Below are 2,115 nucleotides of genomic sequence, written 5' to 3' on the forward strand. Positions count from 1 at the left end.
TCCTCGGTGCTTTCCAGGTTCCCGCTCTCGCGTTTCCCTTTCCGGCGGTTCCGACTCTATCAGATCCTTTCGGCGTCTGATTCCCAGTCAGCGGGAGTTGCCTTCCCGGCCGCTGGGCCGTTCCGACGAGTGAGACTTTAGCGGATTCCCGGCCTCCGAGCTAATCGGGGGCCGCGTCCTTTCGAACGTGGATTCCTCATTTCGCAAAAACGCATGCCGAAGCAACACGACGACATGACGCCGATTGCTGGCTAGGTACTTGCGGAATGGCTGTCCGGGGACCGACCGGGGTCGGCGCTCACGTCGAACAACTCGGAGAACTTTACGTAGCGCGTTGGGGTGTGTCAACTCACGGCAGGACGGCACCCCGCGGGCGTATGGTGGCCCACGTGACTACTACGCGTACGTGCACCCAGCAGTGGTGGGCCGCCTGACGGCGGCCGCGCTCACGTATGCGTTCAACGGCCGCCGCCTCGGCGGCCGTTCGTGTTTCTCCCTCCTGAACCTCTGAGGGCCGGCCGCCGGGGACGGCGGCTCCGACCAGGAGGTGGAGAAGGAATGACACGGGTCTTCAGCGGGATCAAGCCGACCGGGCACCTGACGTTGGGGAACTACCTGGGGGCCATGCGGCAGTGGGCCGCGGTGGACCAGCACCAGGCCGACGCCCTGTTCTGCATCGTCGATCTGCACGGGATGACCGTGGACCACGATCCGGCCCGGCTGCGCAGGCTCACCCGGCAGGCGGCGACGCTGCTGCTGGCGGCGGGACTGGATCCGGAGCTGTGCACCGTGTTCGTGCAGAGTCATGTCGACGAGCACACCCGGCTGTCGTACCTCATGGAGTGCGTGGCGACCGACGGGGAGATGCGGCGCATGATCCAGTACAAGGAGAAGGTCGCGAGCGAGGGGTCGCGGGGACGTGGTGTGCGGCTGTCCCTGCTGACCTACCCGGCGCTGATGGCGGCGGACATCCTGGCGTACGGGGCGGACGAGGTGCCGGTCGGGGACGACCAGGCGCAGCACGTGGAGCTGACGCGGGATCTGGCGGTGCGGTTCAACCAGCGGTACGGGCACACGTTCGTGGTGCCGAAGGCGACCGTGCCGACGGTGGCGGCCCGGGTGATGAATCTGCAGGATCCGGCGTCGAAGATGGGGAAGTCGGACGACTCCGGGCCGGGGATCGTCTATCTCCTCGACGAGCCGGACGTGATCCGCAAGAAGGTCATGCGGGCCGTGACCGACAGCGGGCGGGAGGTCGTGTACGACCGGGAGGAGCGGCCCGGGGTGGCGAATCTGCTGGAGATTCTCGCTGCGTGCACGGACGGGAACCCTGAGTCACTGGCAACCGTTCACGATTCGTACGGCGCTCTGAAGCAGGCCACCGCGGAGGCGGTGGTGGAGGTGCTCGGGCCCGTGCAGGCCAGGCACAAGGAGTTGTGTGCCGATCCGGGATATGTGGAGGGGGTGTTGCGGCATGGTGCGGAGAAGGCTCGGGCGATCGCCCGGCCGATCGTCGATACCGCTTACCGGGCGATCGGGCTGTTGCCGCCGGGTGCCTTCACGGAGTCGGTGGCGGCCGAGCCGGCGTTGAACGCGGCGCGGTAGGCGCGGGGGCTGGTGGCGAGGTGGGTATGTGACGGTCGCGGCGGCGAAGTGCTGGCGCATGTTGACTGCTCCCCCTAAAGGCACGGGTGGATTCCTGGCTCAGGCCGCCTCCTGGAGCAGCGCTCCAGGAGGTCTCACGCCCTCGGCACCAGCCGGGTTCAGACCAGCCCGGACGAGCATCACGCGTGCGGAGTTCTTGTCCCGCGGAGAGACAGCTCCACATGCGGTGCAGGTGTAGGTACGTTCCGACAGCGGTAGTGGATGCTTGGTTCTCGCGCCGCACAATGCGCAGTCCATGGTGGTGTGCGCGGGATGCACTAAACGGACATCCCGTACGTGCTTGCGACCCATCTCCAGCAGTGCCTTCTTCGTGGCGCCGATCGCTGCATCCGCTGCTTTGCGTGCCGTAGTGGCCCTGTGTCGGCGTCGGCTGAACCCGGACCCAGTTTGGCCGGGTCAAAAGTGACCTTCGCGTCTTGAGTTGCGGTTGGTTCAGTCGTTGTTGTTCGT

General features: G+C 66.5%; 1 protein-coding gene and 1 pseudogene. One reads left to right on the forward strand and one right to left on the reverse strand.

Features of this window, described 5'->3' with window-relative positions:
* Positions 1-558: 558 nt before the first annotated feature.
* Positions 559-1,605, forward strand: a complete 1,047-nt coding sequence (gene trpS / locus AB0D85_RS52175; RefSeq protein WP_362338749.1) for a tryptophan--tRNA ligase — start codon at positions 559-561, stop codon at positions 1,603-1,605.
* A 99-nt stretch (positions 1,606-1,704) separates the two neighbouring features.
* On the opposite strand, the pseudogene AB0D85_RS52180 reads toward trpS, so the two are convergent.
* A pseudogene (locus AB0D85_RS52180) lies at positions 1,705-2,010 on the reverse strand (transposase); the annotation flags it as partial.
* Positions 2,011-2,115: the final 105 nt, after the last annotated feature.

Origin of the sequence: Streptomyces sp. NPDC048277, assembly GCF_040652235.1 — a bacterium.
GTDB lineage: Bacteria > Actinomycetota > Actinomycetes > Streptomycetales > Streptomycetaceae > Streptomyces.